General features: G+C 74.0%; 10 protein-coding genes. 3 read left to right on the top strand and 7 right to left on the bottom strand.

Annotation, left to right across the window (positions count from 1 at the left end; translation table 11 throughout):
- Positions 1-80: 80 nt before the first annotated feature.
- Positions 81-647: a MarR family winged helix-turn-helix transcriptional regulator gene (locus tag OG580_RS19160; protein ID WP_267044889.1), complete on the bottom strand. Its 567-nt coding sequence runs from the start codon at positions 645-647 to the stop codon at positions 81-83.
- A gap of 154 nt (positions 648-801) precedes the next feature.
- Here OG580_RS19160 and OG580_RS19155 point away from each other — a divergent pair, with 154 nt between their 5' ends.
- A complete protein-coding gene (locus tag OG580_RS19155; RefSeq protein ID WP_267044888.1) occupies positions 802-2076 on the top strand; it encodes an MFS transporter in 1275 nt (424 codons plus the stop codon).
- On the opposite strand, the gene OG580_RS19150 is transcribed toward OG580_RS19155, so the two are convergent.
- The 3 genes from OG580_RS19150 to OG580_RS19140 form a co-directional block, all read right to left on the bottom strand.
- Entirely contained in the window at positions 2073-3158 is a 1086-nt protein-coding gene (locus tag OG580_RS19150) for an IS630 family transposase (RefSeq protein ID WP_267042103.1), read from the bottom strand. The two genes, OG580_RS19155 and OG580_RS19150, sit on opposite strands and share 4 nt — an antisense overlap.
- Before the next feature lie 102 nt (positions 3159-3260).
- Entirely contained in the window at positions 3261-4916 is a 1656-nt protein-coding gene (locus tag OG580_RS19145) for a SpoIIE family protein phosphatase (protein ID WP_267044887.1), read from the bottom strand.
- Positions 4917-5022: 106 nt separating this feature from the next.
- Positions 5023-6408: an NAD(P)/FAD-dependent oxidoreductase gene (locus OG580_RS19140; protein ID WP_267044886.1), complete on the bottom strand. Its 1386-nt coding sequence runs from the start codon at positions 6406-6408 to the stop codon at positions 5023-5025.
- A 332-nt stretch (positions 6409-6740) separates the two neighbouring features.
- Between OG580_RS19140 and OG580_RS19135 the strand changes: the two genes are divergently transcribed.
- Together OG580_RS19135 and OG580_RS19130 are read left to right on the top strand one after the other, a co-directional pair.
- The gene (locus OG580_RS19135; protein ID WP_267044885.1) at positions 6741-7544 is read left to right on the top strand and encodes a TetR/AcrR family transcriptional regulator; all 804 of its coding nucleotides are present in this window, start codon (positions 6741-6743) and stop codon (positions 7542-7544) included.
- 197 nt (positions 7545-7741) lie between these two features.
- A complete protein-coding gene (locus OG580_RS19130) occupies positions 7742-9817 on the top strand; it encodes a sigma-70 family RNA polymerase sigma factor (RefSeq protein ID WP_267044884.1) in 2076 nt (691 codons plus the stop codon).
- Here OG580_RS19130 and OG580_RS19125 read toward each other — a convergent pair.
- From OG580_RS19125 to OG580_RS19115, 3 genes are all read right to left on the bottom strand, one after another.
- Complete coding sequence (locus OG580_RS19125; protein ID WP_267044883.1) at positions 9804-13214, bottom strand: BTAD domain-containing putative transcriptional regulator; 3411 nt, start codon at positions 13212-13214, stop codon at positions 9804-9806. The two genes, OG580_RS19130 and OG580_RS19125, sit on opposite strands and share 14 nt — an antisense overlap.
- Before the next feature lie 72 nt (positions 13215-13286).
- A complete protein-coding gene (locus OG580_RS19120; protein WP_267044882.1) occupies positions 13287-13547 on the bottom strand; it encodes a hypothetical protein in 261 nt (86 codons plus the stop codon).
- A 120-nt stretch (positions 13548-13667) separates the two neighbouring features.
- Positions 13668-15965, bottom strand: coding sequence for an asparagine synthase-related protein (locus OG580_RS19115; protein ID WP_267044881.1), 2298 nt, complete (start codon positions 15963-15965; stop codon positions 13668-13670).
- Between the last annotated feature and the right edge of the window lie 458 nt (positions 15966-16423).

The raw sequence follows: 16423 nt of genomic DNA, 5'->3' as shown, positions 1-16423 counted from the left end.
CGGCTCCGTGACAACTCGGAGAACATTACGCATCCGGTGGGGGCGTGTCAACCCCTGTCCGGTGGCGCCAGGGGGTGGCCTCAGTCCAGGTCCGTCAGGCGGCCGCCGGCGTCCGGCTGGGTGAGCTCGACGCGGCGCAGGAGGCGGATGAGGACCTCGCCGAGGACTCCCCTCTCCTCTGTAGTGAGGTCCTGGAGGAGCTCCTCCTCGAAGTCCGTGGCCATCCGCATGGCCTCCAGCCACTTCGAGCGGCCCTCGTCCGTGAGCTCGACGATGACGCGGACGCGGTTGTTCTCGTCGCGGTCGCGCGTGACCAGGCCCTCGCCGGCCATCCGGTCGATGCGGTGGGTCATCGCGGCCGGGGTGAGGCCCAGTCGCTTGGCCAGCTCGCCCGGGCCGAGGCGGTAGGGCGCTCCCGCGAGGACGAGGGTCTTGAGGACCTCCCACTCCGCGTTGCTGATGCCGAGGTCGGCGAGCTGGCGGCCGTACGCCACGTTCATCCGGCGGTTCAGCCGGCCGAGGGCGGAGACGACCTTCTCTACCTGGGGGTCGAGGTCGCGGTACTCGCGCTGGTAGGCGGCGATCTGCTCGTCGAGGGTCGGTTCCTGGGGGGCCTGCGGGCCGGACCGCTCGGGGGTGTCGGACATGCGGGGAGTATCCCACGCCTCCCGTTGGCGTTGAAGTCCTTCGGTGTGTACTGTTAAGGAGTTAACTTTAGGGTTTAAGTCTTCAGGGTTCAGAGCTACACCTCTGAATCTGCGAGTGAAGTGGGTGAGTGTGACCAAGGCGAGGGGCGCTGCGATGCGCCGGATTCAGGCAGGCAGCGCGCTGAGCGCGTTCGGACTCGGCTTCACCGTGCCGTACCTCTATGTGTACGTCGCACAGGTGCGGGATCTGGGCGCGGCGACCGCGGGCATCGTTCTGGCCGTCTTCGCCATGGCCGCGCTCGTGGTGCTGCCCTTCAGCGGGCGGACCATCGACCGGCGCGGGCCGGTGCCCGTGCTGCTCGTGGCCTCCGTCGTCGCCTCCGTGGGCGCGGTCGGCATGGGCTTCGCGTCCAGCGTGCCGGCGGCCGTGGGGGCCGCGGCGCTGCTCGGTGCCGGTACGGCGGTGCTGCAGCCGGCGCTCGCCACGATGATCGTGTGGTGCTCGACGCCGGTGGGCCGGACCCGGGCCTTCGCCATGCAGTTCTTCCTGCAGAACCTCGGCCTCGGTGTCGGTGGTCTGATCGGCGGTCTGCTGGTCGACACGAGCCGGCCGGGCAGCTTCATCCTGCTGTTCTCGATCGAGGCGGCGATGTTCCTCGTGCTCGGCGCGGTCGTGGGGACCGTCCGGCTGCCGGGTTCCCCCGCGCTCCGGGGCGCCCGTCCCTCCGAGGGCGGGAAGGGCGGCGGTGTCCGCGCGCTGCTCGGGCACAAGGCGATGGTGCAGCTGTGCGTCCTCGGCTTCGTCCTCTTCTTCGCCTGTTACGGACAGTTCGAGTCGGGTCTCGCCGCGTACGGCACGGAGGCCGCCGGGATCGAGCCGTCGACGCTCGGGATCGCGCTGGCCGCCAACACGGCGGTCATCGTCGCCGCGCAGTTCCTGGTGCTGAAGTTCGTCGAGCGCCGGAAGCGGAGCCGGGTGATCGCGGCCGTCGGGCTGATCTGGACCGTGGCGTGGCTCATCGCCGGGTACGCGGGGCTCGGGCACGGCAGCCAGGCCATGGCGACCGCCGCGTTCGTCGCCACGTACGCCCTGTTCGGACTCGGTGAGGCGATGCTGTCGCCGACCGTGGCGCCGCTGGTGGCCGATCTTGCGCCGGAGTCGATGGTCGGGCAGTACAACTCGGCCTTCGCGCTGGTCAAGCAGCTCGCGCTGGCGGTCGGTCCGGCCGTCGGCGGGCCCATGGGGGCCGCGCTGCACGGTCCGTACATCGTGACCTTCGTGCTCTTCTCGCTCGGCATCACGTTCCTCGCGGTCCGGCTCGGCAAGCAGCTGACCCCCGAGCAGAACCAGCCGTCGCTCGCCGGTGCCAAGCCGTCGAAGGTGGTCGCGCGTCACCAGCCCGAGCAGAAGGTGGCGGCTTCCGCCTAGTGACCCGGTTCGGAGATACGTGAGCAGTAGCGGCAGATGCGGTCGAGGATCTGGTCGGCGGTCTTGGTCCACTTGAAGGGCCGGGCCCCGTCGTTCCAGACCTTGATCCAGTCCTCGAGTGCGGCCTTCAGGTCGTCGAGGGAACAGAACACCCCACGCTCCAGGCAGCGCCGTTCCAGCTCGGCGAACCACCGCTCGACCTGGTTGATCCACGACGAGTAGGTCGGGGTGAAGTGGAGCTGGAACCGGGGGTGCGCGAGCAGCCATTTGTGCACCACGGGTGCCTTGTGGGCGGAGAGGTTGTCGCAGATCACGTGGACCGCCAGGCCGGGATCGGTCTGGCGGTCGATCTTGTCGAGGAAGTCGCGGAAGTCCACGGCCCGGTGCTGGGCGGACAGTTTCGTGATCACTTTGCCGGTGGCGGTGTTCAGCGCGGCGAACAGGTCGACGGTGCCGTGCCGGATGTAGTCGAAACTCCGCCGCTCGGGCACTCCCGGGACCATGGGCAGCACCGGCGCGGTCCGCTGAAGGGCCTGGATCTGCGGTTTCTCGTCCACCGCGAACACCACCGCGTTCGCCGGCGGGGCGAGATACAGGCCCACGACGTCACGGATCTTGTCGATCAGGAACGGGTCCGGGGAGATCTTGAACGTCTCGGTCCGCCATGGCTGCAGACCGAAGGCGTGCCAGATCCGCAGGACACTGGCCGGCGAGATGCCCACGGCCTTGGCCAGCTCCCGCTTGGACCAGTGGGTTCCGCCCGGAGGCGTCTCCTCCAGAGTGCGGACCACCACGTCTTCGACCTGGGCGTCTGTAATGGTCCGCGGCACCCCGGGCCTCGGCTCGTCGGCGAGTCCGTCGAGTCTGGCCCGCAGGAACCTCGTGCGCCACTTGGCGACGGTGCCCCGGCTGACTCCCAGGCGGGCGGCGACCGCCAGGTTGGGGCCACTCTCCGCACATGCCAGCACGATTCGAGCCCGCAGGGCCAGACCTTGCGCGGTCGTCCGGCGCTTGACCCAGTTGTTCAACACCTGCCGCTCGGTCTCACTCAGGACCAGCGGCTCCAGCCTGTTGTCACCCACAACCCACAGCAGACCGAAGCCAACCGACACCCGTCAGCCAAACCCACGAAAGTGGTACGCAAAGCAACTCACGTGGTGCCCAGCGAACTCACAACCAGATCACTAGCCCTGCTTGTTCGGGAGGGCGAACTCGCACCACACCGCTTTGCCGCCGCCCGGTGTGCGGCGGCTCCCCCAGGACGAGGCGATCGTCGCGATGATCGAGATACCGCGACCCGCCTCGTCCTCCGTTTCCGCCCTGCGGCGGCGCGGCAGGTGGTCGTCCCCGTCCGTCACCTCGATGATCAGGCGGCGGTCCGTACGGCGGAGGCGCAGCCGCATGGGTGGCGTGCCGTGCTGGAGGGAGTTCGCCACGAGCTCGCTGGTGGCGAGGACGCCCAGGTCGCGCAGCTCGACCGGGAAGCGCCAGCTCGACAGGACGCCGGAGGCGAAGGCACGCGCGCGGGGAGCGGCCTCCACTCCGCCGAGGAGTTCCAGGGCCGCGTTGTGGAAGAGCTCGGCGTCGGAGCCCTCCCGGGAAGGGTGCTGGACGACCAGGACGGCCACGTCGTCGTCGTGCTCGGCGGTGACCCCCAGGGCGCGGAGCAGCCGGCCGCAGACGACCTGCGGGGTGCCGCTCGCGCCGGAGAGGGCGCGGGCCAGGGCGGCGACGCCCTCGTCGATGTCCTCGCGGCGGCGCTCCACCAGGCCGTCGGTGTAGAGGACGGCGGTGGAGCCGGGCGGCAGGGCGATGGAGCCCGAGGCGTGCAGCCAGCCGCCGGTGCCGAGCGGCGGGCCCGTGGGGTCCTCGGCGCGGCGGACGGTGCCGTCCTCGTCCCGTACGAGGATCGGGAGGTGGCCGGCGGAGGCGTAGACGAGCTTGCCCTCGCTGGGGTCGTGGATCGCGTAGACACAGGTGGCGATCTGGCTGGCGTCGATCTCGGCGGCGAGGCCGTCGAGGAGCTGAAGCACCTCGTGCGGGGGCAGGTCCAGGCGGGCGTAGGCCCGGACGGCGGTGCGGAGCTGACCCATGACGGCGGCGGCACGGACGCCGCGGCCCATCACGTCGCCGATGACGAGGGCGGTGCGGCCCGCTCCGAGGGTGATCACGTCGTACCAGTCGCCGCCGACGGCCGCGTCGGTGCCGCCGGGCTGGTAGGTGGCGGCGATCCGCAGGTCGTCGGGCTGCTCCAGCTCCTGCGGGAGCAGGGAGCGCTGGAGGGTGACGGCGGTCTCGCGGTGGCGGCGCTCGCTGGCGCGGAGCCGCTCGGCGGCTTCGGCGTGGTCGGTGACGTCGGTGGCGTGGACCAGGACCCCGCCGTCGATGTGGGGGCTGTCGACGGGCAGGCACGTGACCGTGTACGAGCCGCCGTCCTGGGTGCGGCGGGACTTGACCGTACGGGGCTTTCCGCTGCGCAGGACCTGGTCCATGAGGGGCAGCAGGCCGAGGTCCTCGGCCTCGGGGCAGGTGTCGGCGACGGTGGCGCCCGCGGGGCGGGGGCCGAACGCCGCCGCGTAGGCGTCGTTGACGTACGCGATGCGGTGCTCCGGGCCGTACACGAGGGCGACCAGGCCGGGGAGGCGGCCGAGGAGCTCCCGTACGGAGAAGTCCTCGAGGGCGGGTACCTCGGCGGCGTGGTCGGCGTCGGCGGTCTCGGTGCCGGGGTGCTCCAGCTGCTGCCCGTACTCACCGCGGGCGGCGGGCACGGAGCCTTCGGTCCCCCGCGCCGCGCGGCGCTGCGTGCCGGGGAGCCGGGCGCTCCAACGGGTGAAGTTCACGGATCTGTATGCCTCGTGGTGTCGGTGCCGTGCAGAGTCACGCTGTGCAGGTGTGAGCCCACCTATGGTCACACGTCCAGTGTGGACGAGTGCACTGACAGTGATGTCAGGACGACGGCTTGTCGCCGTGGTCGGGTGGCGGTGCGGCGGCGAGTTCGAATTCGGCGCGCGGGTGTTCCAGCGAGCCGAGAGAGACGATTTCCCGCTTGAACAGGCCGGAAAGGGTCCATTCGGCGAGGACGCGGGCCTTGCGGTTGAAGGTGGGGACCCGGCTGAGGTGGTAGGCGCGGTGCATGAACCAGGCCGGGTAGCCCTTGAGTTTACGTCCGTAGACGTGGGCCACTCCCTTGTGGAGGCCGAGGGAGGCGACGGACCCCGCGTACGTGTGCGCGTACTCCGTGAGCGGTCGGCCGCTCAGGGAGGCGGCGATGTTCTCGGCGAGGACCTTGGCCTGACGGACGGCGTGCTGGGCGTTGGGGGCGCATTCCGTGCCGGGTGCGTCGGCGGTGACGTCGGGGACGGCGGCCGCGTCGCCCGCGGCCCAGGCGTGGGCGACGCCCTCGACGGCGAGGTGGGCGGTGCAGCGGAGCCGGCCGCGTCCGTTGAGCGGCAGGTCGGTGGCGGCGAGGACGGGGGCGGGCTTGACGCCGGCGGTCCAGACGACGGTGCGGGTCGGCAGGCGGGTGCCGTCGCTGAGGACGGCGACGCGGTCCTCGCAGGATTCGAGGCGGGTCTCCAGGCGTACGTCGATGTTGCGGCCGCGCAGCTCGCGGATGGCGTACCGGCCCATCTCCTCGCCCACCTCGGGGAGGATCCGGTCCGAGGCCTCGACGAGGACCCAGCGCAGGTCCTCGGGCTTGAGGTTGTGGTAGTACCGCGCGGTGTAGCGGGCCATGTCCTCCAGCTCGCCGAGGGCCTCGACGCCGGCGTAGCCGCCGCCGACGAAGACGAAGGTGAGGGCGGCGTCGCGGAGCGCGGGGTCGCGGGTGGAGGAGGCGACGTCCATCTGCTCGATGACGTGGTTGCGCAGGCCGATGGCCTCCTCGACGGTCTTGAAGCCGATGCCGTGGTCGGCGAGGCCGGGGACCGGGAGGGTGCGGGAGACGGAGCCGGGGGCGAGGACCAGCTCGTCGTAGGTGAGCTCGATGTCACCGGTGCCCTCCTCCTCGGTGGCGAGGGTGGAGAGGGTCGCCGTCCGCTTGGCGTGGTCGATGGAGCCGACCTCGCCGATGAGGATCCGGCAGCGGTCGAGGACCCGGCGGAGCGGGACGACGACGTGGCGCGGGGAGATCGAGCCGGCCGCGGCCTCGGGCAGGAACGGCTGGTACGTCATGTAGGGATCGGGAGTGACCACCACGATCTCGACGGCGCCGGCTCTGAGCTCGGCCCTGAGCTGCCGCTGGAGGCGCAGCGCGGTGTACATGCCGACGTAGCCACCGCCGACCACGAGAATGCGCGCAGGTTCGGTCACTGTCCCATGACGCAACGCCATCCGTGGTTTGTCCACAGCCCCGGCAAATTGTGTGACCGGAGGGGTACGGAGGCGTGGGGTGGCGCGCGAGGAGCGTGCCGGGGAAACGGCGCAGGTCACGGTGGGCGTGAGGGGTGGGGAGCGGGGTCGGAATCGGGAGTCTTCCGGGCCTTGCTCCGATCGGGGGGCGCACCGTACGGAACTCCCCCTTCTGAATTGACCCCGACTCAACTATGTTCGTACTTCGTCGGGGTGTCGGAGGAGAGCGCGTGGACCGAAGCGCTCGCCGGCCGGAAGCCCCGTGTCAGGGCGGGGAGTCTCCGGGGGGAGACATCATGAGCGGGGGAACGCTTATGCAGATTCAGGATTCACACTGGCAGTCGGTCGTCGGGACGGCCACCGCCGACGACGCCCGGAGCGCCGGGCTGGTGCCCCAGGGCGCCGGCTCCGAGCTGCGCCACGGGACGGTGTCCCCGATGCCGGGCGGCAGGTCCGCACCGCTGCGGGTGGACGCCCAGCGCAATCTGGAGCACGTGCTGCGCGCCGCGCGCGAGGTGTTCGGCGAGCTCGGCTACGGGGCTCCGATGGAGGACGTGGCGCGCCGCGCCCGGGTCGGTGTCGGTACGGTCTACCGCCGCTTCCCCAGCAAGGACGTGCTGGTGCGGCGGATAGCCGAGGAGGAGACCTCCCGGCTGACCGAGCAGGCGCGGGCCGCGCTGGGCCAGGAGGACGAGCCGTGGTCGGCGCTCTCCCGGTTCCTGCGGACCTCGGTGGCCTCGGGTGCGGGGCGGCTGCTGCCGCCGCAGGTCCTGCGGGTGGGCGTGGACGACCCCGCGGGGTCGGGCGCCGACGCCGGTGAGGACGCGGCCCGGGTGCCGTCCCAGCGGGGTGTCGCAGATCCCGACGCGCGTGTGGTCGCGCCTCGTTCGGTGCCGGCCGAGGAGCGGGAGGACGCGGGGGCGGCGGAGCTGCTCGACGTCGTCGGCCGGCTCGTCGACCGGGCGCGTGAGGCGGGTGAGCTGCGGGCCGATGTGACCGTGGCCGACGTCCTGCTCGTCATCGCCACCGCCGCCCCGGCCCTGCCGGACGCGGCGCAGCAGGCGGCGGCCTCGACCCGGCTCCTCGACATCCTGCTCGAGGGGCTGCGCTCCCGGTAGGAGACCCGCGCGGGGAGTCGGCGTCGCTGTGCTCCGGGCGGACCAACGAGCATCGCACGAACGTGTGAGCGGTTACGCCTGGATACAGGAACTCGCCCCGGACGAGTGGTAAGTGGACGCGGCGCTTCGGCGTGCCCGCGCTCTGTGGCAGTCTTGGCCGGTGTTCGGGTCTGGGCGTGCATACGGGGGCTTCCGCGATGAGCGGTGACGGTCGGGACGATCCGCTGGGCGGCGGCGGTGCCGCGGAGACCGGGGACCCGCCCTCCCGGCAGGTGCCGAGCCAGGGTGGTCCGGGCGGCCTCTCCGGTGCCGCGTCGGTGAGCGCGCCGTCGAGCGGGCCCGCGACGGTCGACGTGAGCGTTCCGCCGCAGCGCGCGGTCAAGTCCGTTACCGGACAGGGCGCCGGGGTCGTCGCGGGGGCTGCCGCCGCCGGGACGGACCAGGGCGGGGACGGGTTCGGTGACGAGGCCGAGGGTGTCCTCCCGCCGGCCGTCGAGCTGCCGCCCTCCGACGCCGAGCTCGTCCAGCTCATGCGGGACGGCGACGACTCCGCGTACGAGGAACTGTTCCGGCGCCACTCCGATGCCGTCCGGCGGTACGCCAGGACCTGCTGCCGGGACGCGCACACCGCCGACGACCTGACCGCCGAGGTGTTCGCCCGTACCCTCCAGGCGGTCCGGGGCGGGGCCGGGCCCGAACAGGCCGTGCGCGCCTACCTCATGACCACCGTCCGGCGGGTCGCGGCGAACTGGGCCAGGACGCAGAAGCGGGAGCATCTCGTCGAGGACTTCGCCGTGTTCGCGGCGGAGGCCTCCCGTACGTCCGAGGTCTCCGATCAGGACACCATGGACCTCGGCGCCGACGTGCGGGCCATGCACGAGGCCGAGCAGTCGCTCGCCATGCAGGCCTTCCGCTCGTTGCCCGAGCGCTGGCAGGCCGTGCTGTGGCACACCACCGTCGAGGAGGAGTCGCCGAGCGACGTCGCCCCGCTCTTCGGACTGACCGCCAACGCCACGGCCGTGCTCGCCAGCCGGGCCCGCGAGGGCCTCAAGCAGGCCTACCTCCAGGCCCATGTCAGCCAGTCCCTCACCTCGGGCGGCGACTGCGCCCGGTACGCGGACCGGCTGGGCGCCTACGCGCGCGGCGGGCTGCGGATGCGGGCCGAGCGCGGGCTGCGCAAGCACCTGGACGAGTGCGCCAAGTGTCGGCTCGCCGCCGGTGAACTGGCCCACGTCAACGCCGGGATCCCCGCGCTGCTGCCGATCGCCGTCATCGGCTGGTTCGCCGCCGGGTACTCGCTCAAGGCCGCCGGTGTCGTCGCGGGCGGTGCCGTCGGCGCCGCCGGCGCGGCCGCGGCGGCCGCGGCCTCCGGCGGGGCTTCCGGCGGCACGGCCTCGGGCGGTGCCGCCGCCGAGGGGCTCGGTATGCCCGCGAAGGCGGGCCTCGCGGCCGCCATGGCCGTCGCCGCGGCCGCCGGGCTCGTCTGGGCCATGGCCGGGGATCCCCAGCCCGTGGCCTCGCCCAAGCCCACGCAGCCGGTCGTCACCCCCGTCGTACCGCAGGAACCCGCGCCCCCGGCGAAGCCGACGCCCGTACCGCCACCCGTGCCGTCCGCCCCGCCGAAGCCCACGCCCGAGCCCACGCCCGAGCCCACGCCGACACCGACGCCGACGCCCAGCCCGGAGAAGCCCTCCCCCAAGCCGAGCCCCACGCCGACTCCGACTCCGAAGCCCACGCCGACACCCAGCCCCACGCCGAAGCCGACGCCGACGCCCACGCCCATGCCGAAGCCGACGCCGAGCCCGGAGAAGCCCTCCCCGAAGCCGGCCCCGCCCGCCGTCTACCAGGTCGACGAGCTGGAGTACGGGATCTTCGGTGACGGCACCAAGCCCGAGCTGTCCCTCGCCGACAGCAGCTGGATGTGGCCGCGGAACAGCCTCTCTATCAGCGACACCCGGTACGGGCACGGGGTCAGCGTCCACGCGCCGTCCTCGCTGTTCATCGACCTCAACCGGCAGTGCACGAGTTACGACGCGACCGTCGGCGTCGACGACATGAGCGCCCTGATCGGCCAGGGCGGCGTCCGCTTCTCCGTCTACGGGGACGGGGAGCGGCTCTGGCGCTCCGCCGTGGTCCGGGCGGGCGACCCGCCGCTCCCGGTGCACGTCGACATCACGGGCCGTTCCACGATCCGGCTCGTGGTGGAGGAGCACACCCCCTTCGGCCGGGCCGCCGTCGCCGACTGGGCGGAGTCCCGGATCAGTTGCTCCTGACCTGCTCCGGCCGCGTACCGACGTAGGTCGCGGTCAGCGTCAGGACGTCGTCGAGGCCGAGGTCCGTGCCGGTGGCGCGGGCCTCGGTGACGGCGGGCGCGCCGAGGGCGGCCAGCGCCCGCGCCGTCACCTCCTCGACCTCCCGCAGCTCCGGGACCGAGCGGGGCATCTCGTGACGCCAGCCGTCGACGGCGGCCAGGACCGTCATGGCGAGGGCGGGTTCGTCCGCCTCGATCAGGGTGACCGCGAGGCCCTCCCCGAGCGCCGCCGAGATGAGGTCCGAGCACTGGGCGTCCCGCGCGGCGCGCAGCGCGTCCGCGGCGGAGGCCACGGCTGCGGCGCCCCCGCCCTCGTACGCCTCGACGCGGGCGGCCAGACCGGTCATCACCGCCGCGAAGTGCGGCGGCGGGGTGCCGGTGTAGGCCAGACTGCCCGCCGTCTCCAGCTGGGCGCGGGCCTCCTCGACGTCGCCGAGGTGGAAGGCGATGGCAGCTCCCAGGAAGCACACGAACGTCTCGGTGTCCCGTACGTGGTAGCGCTCGGCCTCCCGCGAGGCCTCGTCGAGGCCGTTCCGGGCAGCCTCCATGTCACCGGCGCGGTAGGCGAGTTCGGCGAGGCGGGCGATGAGGAACGGGGTCTCCGCGTGGGCGCCGACCTCGCGGGCGAGGCCGAGAGCTTCCTCGTACGCCTCCCCGGCCTCCGCGTGACGGCCGCGCATCATGTGGGCCTCGGCCGCGGCGCTCGCGATCTGGGCGCCCATCCAGCGGTCGCCGACGCGGCGGGAGAGGGCGCGGAGTTCCACCAGGTCCTCGTCGACCCCCGTCATGCCGCCGGGCATGTCGACGACCAGGTGCGTACGGAACATCAGGATGACACCGACCTCCCAGTCGCCGCCGTGGCGGCGGCAGTTGGCGACGGCCTCGTCGAGCAGGGCGCGGATCCGGAGCGGATCCTCGGTGAGATACGCGGTGAACGGCCACAGCAGGCCCGGGAAGCGGGCGGCCTCGGGGCCGGGCTCGGTGCCGAACGCGGCACGCACCCGTCCCACCAGGGCGGCGGCCTCGGGATCGTCGCGGAAGTGGTCGGCGGTGTGGTTCTCGACGGCGAGGAAGAAGTGGAGCATCCGCAGGTGCATGCGCGGCCAGTAGCGGGGGTCCTCCGGGTCGTCCGGGTCCTCGCCGAGTGCGGTCGCCCGCTCGACCCAGACCAGGCCTTCGGCGCGGTAGTTGCGCAGCCACCAGAACCAGCCCATGGCGAAGACGAGCCGGTGGGCGGCGGGCTCGTCGGGGGTGGCGACGAGGACCCGGTGGAGGGCGGCGCGGATGTTGTCGAGGTCCCGCTCGATCCGCCCGATCCAGGGGAGCTGCTCCCCTGAACGCAGTTTGGGCTCGGCCTCCTCGGTGAGAGCCGTGAAGTGGGCGGTGTGGGCGGCGCCGGCGGCGGCGAGGAGCGCGGGGGTCTCTGCGGCGCGCTCGGCGGCGTACTCGTGGATGGTCTCCAGGAGGCGGTAGCGCATCTCGCTCGCGCCGGGTCCGCGCGGGCCGGTGCCGCCTGCTTCGGTGCCGGGCCCGCTCGGGTGGGTTCTGTCGGCGTCGGTGCCGGGCCCGCTCGGGTGGGTGCTGCCTGCTTCGGTGCCGGGCCCGCTCGGGTCGGTGGGTGTGGCCACGACCAGGGACTTGTCGACCAGTGCGCCGAGGGTGTCCGCCGCCCCCGGGGCCAGGGCCTCGGCCGCGGCGAGGTCCCAGCCGCCGGCGAAGACGGAGACCTGGCGGAGGAGCGTGCGCTCGGCGGGTTCGAGCAGGTCCCAGGACCAGTCGACGACGGCGCGGAGGGTCTGCTGGCGGGGCAGGACCGTGCGCGATCCGGAGGTGAGGAGCCGGAACCGGTCGTCGAGGCGGTCGGCGATCTGGCGCGGGGTGAGCAGCCGGAGGCGGGCGGCGGCCAGTTCGATGGCGAGCGGCAGACCGTCGAGCCGGCGGCAGATCTCGTCGACGGTCGCGGCGTCCGCGGCGGGGTCGAACGAGGGCCGTACCGCGCGGGCGCGCTCGGCGAAGAGGCGGTGGGCGGGGTCGGGCGGCAGCGGCTCGACGGGGCGGACCGATTCGCCGGGGACGCCGAGGGGTTCACGGCTGGTGGCGAGGATGCGGAGCTGCGGGCAGTGGGTGAGGAGCGTCTCGGCGAGGGCGGCGGCCGCGTCGATCACGTGCTCGCAGTTGTCGAGGACGAGGAGGAAGGGGCGGCGGGCGAGGTGCTCCACGAGGTGGGCGGTCGGGTCGTCCTGGAGGGGGAGGCCGTCGCGGTTGATCAGGTTCATCTCGCGGAGGCGGAGCGCGGAGAGGACGGCGCCGGGGAGCGCGTCGGGGTCGTCGAGCGGGGCCAGCTCGGCGATCCAGGCGGCGGGGCCGACGGCTCGGAGCGCGGCCACCTCGGCGAGCCGGGTCTTCCCGGAGCCGCCGGGGCCGGTGAGGGTCACGAGCCGGGAGCGGGCCAGGTCGTCCTGGAGCGCGGCGATCTCGGGCTCACGGCCGACGAAGGAGGTGAGGCGGGGGCGGATGTTGCCGGGGGCCGGGGGTGCGGGGGTGGGGGTGGGGGCTGGGGGTTCCTGGTGGGGTCGCCGATTCGGTTCCGTGTGCTGTGGGGTGGCGCGCCGGGCCTCCGTCGGGGCCGGGCCTCCCCCCGTACCGCCCGTCAGGAGTTCGTGGTGGAGGGCGGTGAGTTCGGGGCCCGGGTCGGTGCCGAGGGCGTCCGCGAGGGTGCGGCGGGCCGACTCGTACGCGGCGAGGGCGTCGGCCTGGCGGCCCTCGGCGCACAGGGCGCGGATGAGGTGGGCGCGGAAGGCCTCGTCGTACGGGTACGTGGTCGTGAGCTCCGTCAGCTCCGGTACGAGTCCGTCGGTGGCGCCCCGGCGCAGGTCCGCCTCGACGCGCCGGCGCAGGGCCGCGAGCCGCTGGGCCTCGGGCCTGACGCCCGCCGGGGCCGGCAGGTCGGCGAGGGCGGGGCCGCGGAAGAGGGCCAGGGCCTCCCGGAGGAGGGCCGCCGCGGTGTCGGGGTCGTCGGCGTCGAGGAGGGCGCCCGCGTCCCGGGCGCGGCGCTCGAAGACGTACAGGTCGATGTCGTCGGGGCCGGCGACGAGGCGGTAGCCGGGGCCGGGGGTGGAGGCGACGGCCTCCGCGCCGAGGATCCGGCGGAGGCGGCCGACCAGGGCCTGGAGGGCGGCGGGCGCGTCCTGCGGCGGGTCGTCCCCGTACACGTCGTCCGCGAGCTCGGTGGTGGAGGCGGCCCGTCCGCCGCGCAGCGCGAGCGCGGCGAGGAGCGCGCGCAGGCGGGCGCCGCCGAGGGGGAGGGGGATGCCGCGGGGGTCGAGGGCCTCGGTGGTGCCGAGGATGAGATACCGCACCGGCTCATTGTGGCCGGTGGCGTGCGGGTGCGCCTCGGGGTTTACCCGGGTGGGGCCCTGAGGGCGCGGCCGTCAGAACGCCGATGTGTCGAGCTCGAAGCCGAGCGGGTAGGGAAGCGGGACGACTGTCCCCAACGTGTGGATGAACTTGTGGGCGTAGGCGTCCCCGACGGGCTCGGAGCAGACGACGGCCTCGCCGGCCCCACGGTCGATGAGCAGGTGGACGGGAATCCCGGCGCGAGCGTAGGCCCGGATCTCCTGCACGCTCGCGCCCTCACGGCCGGGCATGCCCTCGGAGAACGCGTCCTCCGGCGCCGGCAGCGCCATCGCCATGACGGGCCTCCTTCGCTCGGTGAGACGTTCTCAGCGGAGGTCCATCGTGTGGGCAGATCAGGGAGTCGCTCACTCGAACGAGCGTGCTGTGGCGTTTCACCCGAAGGCGGTCACCCGCCCTCACGCCGGAAGCGACCTCGACGCCGGGATCAGCGGCCCCTGGACCGCCCGGTGGGCGCGCGGCTCCGTCGTGTTCGTCCAGCAGGAGCCGCGGCGGGCCAGGAGGCGGCGGAGCCAGAGCTCGGTGGAGACCAGGTCGGCGAGGCCGTCCAGGGGGACCGGTTCGCCGTCGGCGGCCGCGCGCAGGGCGTCTCGGACCACGCGGGCCTCGATCAGGCCCGCGTCCGCGAGGAGCGGGGCGTCGAAGAGGGCCAGGAGGTGGGGGAGCGCGGCGCGCAGGCCCGCGCGGGCGGCGGCGGCCGGGACCGCCGGGTGCGGTGCGCCCCAGCCGGGCGGGAGGTCGTGGACGCCGGCGCCCGCGAGGACCGTGCGCAGGACGCCGGCCCGGGCGTCCGGCTGGACCCGGAGCGACTCGGGGAGCTCGCGGCAGGCCCGTACCACCTGGTTGTCGAGGAAAGGGGCGTGCAGCCGCTGGCCACGGATCTCCGCGGCCTGCTCCAGGACCCGGTGGTCGGCCGCCGCCCGGGCGAGGGCGGCACGCGCGCGTGCCTCGCCGGGACGCTGTACGGAGGCGGGGAGCGTCGCCGCACGGTTCAGGCGAACCGATACTTCGGCCAGCGCCTCCCCCGTCAGCCAGTGCGCCGCGGGACCCGGCCGCGACCAGGCCAGCGCGGAGAGCGAGGCCTCCAGGGGGCCGAAGCCGTCCGGGGCCGTGCGGTTGGCCTCCAGGACCCGACGCGCCGCCGCCTCCAGACCCGTCCGGTACGGGGTACGGGCCAGCTTCCGCGCCGCCCTGTACACGGTGAGCGGCACCAGGAACGCGCCAGCCGACGCACCCGAGGCCCTGGCGAGCGCCGTCACCGGGCGCACCAGGGAGCGGCGCCTGCGGTCCATCAGGAGGTCGGCGAGGCGCGCCGGGTGGGCGTCCAGGACCTGCTTGGCGCCCATGCCGGTGAAGTGGTCGGCGCTGCCGCCCGCGAGGCGCCTGCGGTGGCGTTCCGCCGTGACGAGCGCGGGGCCCGGTTCGTCGGTGAGCGGTCCGTCCAGGGCGGCGTACGGGAGCGCCTCCTCGCCCGCGGCGACGACCACGTGGTGCAGGCGCGGGTCGGCCGCGATCTCCCCGGCCCGCTTCAGTTCGTCCTCGCGGCCCGAACCGGACCGGGTCGCCAGGTCGTTGAAGGTGACCGCGAGGAGCCGCTCCCCCGCGCCCGTACCGTGGCCCAGGATCGTGCCCGGCCGCCCCGGAAGCCCCGCCGCGAGGAGGGCCAGCGTGCCGGAGGCGCTGCCGCCTGACAGGTCGGCGCCGATGCCGGGCGCCGGGCCGCCGCCCCGGGCCGCGCGCCGGTCGGCGGGCCCCATCCCGGGGACCGGGCCCGGATCGGGCAGCGGGGCCTCGGGCGCGTGCCGGGGCGCGGTGAGCCGGGCCCGGACGGCCTCGACCAGGGCGTCCCGTACCGCCTCCACGGACTGCCGGGCGTCTGCCTCGGGCGCCGCGACGGCGAGCGAGGCCACCGTCTCGTACCCGGCGATCTCCCGCGAACCCTCCCGCAGGATCAGCGCGTGGCCCGGCGGGACCCGCCGCACTCCTTCGTACGGGGTGGAGTCACGCAGCGCCTCCGGGGTCTCGGGGCAGGCGAGCAGGGCGGCCAGGTGGCCGATGTCGAGCTGGGCCTCGACGAGGTCGGCGAGCGGCAGGGCGGCGGTCGCGTAGGCCGTACCGCCGGCCCACGGGGTGTGGAACACCGGCCGGGCGCCCGCGAGATCACCGGTGACGGTGACACGGCGGCCGGCCTTGACGACGGCGGTGTAACTGCCGGGCCACGCCGTCAGATGCCTCAGTGCGCCCCCTCGCGCGGTGAGCAGGCCGAGCCGCAGCTCCTCGTCGGTGGCGGCGCAACAGCCGAGGACGGCGAGGCGGGTGTGGTCGTCGACGGCCACCACGCGCACCTCGTCGGGGCGCCAGTCGCCGACCGCCCACAGGGGATCGGGGTCGCCCCAGAGGAGTTGCGCGCCCACGGGTTGCACCGTGCGCCCCTCGGCTGCCGTGCGGCCGGAGTTCGCGGTGGCGGAGCCGGGGCCGTAGCCGTAGTCGGCCGCGCCGGAGCCGTAGTTCGTCGTGGAGCCGTAGTTCGTCGTGGAGCCGTAGCCCGTCGTGGAGCCGTAGCTCGCCGTGGAGCCGTAGCCGCCGTTCACCGCTCCCGCCCGCGCCCCGGCGGTCGTCGCGAAGCTCGCGGCGACGCTGCTCCAGCCCACCAGCCATCGCATCGGCGCCTCCACGTCCGTTCCGGTGGAAGACATGCTGCCACGGCAACGGCGCACGGGGTGGAGTCCGGGTGCACGCGGGCGAAAGCTGAATGCGCCCCTGGCATGGGCCAGTTGGACACCGGCGTCATTCGGCCAAATATCGACCCTCCCCGGAGGGTTGGGAGGCGTCCGGGCGTCCGCCCGGCTCACCCCCCGCGCTCATGCGTCACCGGCAGCCCGGGAGGCGCTCCCGCCTCCCGGCGCCGTCCGCCGCCCGCGGGGAATGGGGCGACGGTGTCCCCCAGCCCACTGGTCCGGGACACCGTTCCCGGCCGAGCGGGCCGACCCACGCACCATCCATGGAAGCGCTCCCCCGCCGGCCGGACGAGAGCGCACGGCCGGGCGCACGGCCACACGGCCGGAGCGCGGCGCGGGTCGACGACGCCCGTCGCCGGACGTTCACACAACAATCTCGCCATACGGAACACCGCCCCTTAACGGTGGGGATGCGG

This window comes from Streptomyces sp. NBC_00094, from assembly GCF_026343125.1.
Lineage (GTDB): Bacteria > Actinomycetota > Actinomycetes > Streptomycetales > Streptomycetaceae > Streptomyces.
This window is presented reverse-complemented; position numbering and strand designations above follow the sequence as displayed.